This is a genomic window from Paenibacillus agaridevorans (assembly GCF_003112455.1).
GTDB lineage: Bacteria > Bacillota > Bacilli > Paenibacillales > Paenibacillaceae > Pristimantibacillus > Pristimantibacillus agaridevorans.
This window is the reverse complement of the sequence record NZ_BDQX01000192.1, coordinates 1-231: the sequence shown is the minus strand read 5'-3', so window position 1 is coordinate 231 and position 231 is coordinate 1. Positions and strand designations below refer to the sequence as shown.

The window sequence follows — 231 nt, the reverse complement described above, 5'->3', positions numbered from 1 at the left end:
GCAAGATCGTGGAAGCGTTCCACGGCAACGGCATCGAAGTCAGCGAGCTGTACGCTTGCGGCGGTCTGCCGCAGAAAAACGCGCTGCTGATGCAAATCTACGCGGACGTCACGAACCGCGAGATCAAGGTTGCGGCGTCGAAGCAGACTCCGGCGCTTGGCGCGGCCATGTTCGGCGCCGTCGCGGCCGGCAAGGAGCGCGGCGGCTACGACAGCATCGTCGAAGCCGCCG

1 protein-coding gene is annotated in these 231 nt (G+C 65.8%); it reads left to right on the top strand.

Annotated elements, in window-relative coordinates:
• Positions 1-231 (top strand): FGGY-family carbohydrate kinase (locus tag PAT3040_RS18340; protein ID WP_258235048.1); only part of this gene is annotated, 231 nt, incomplete at both ends.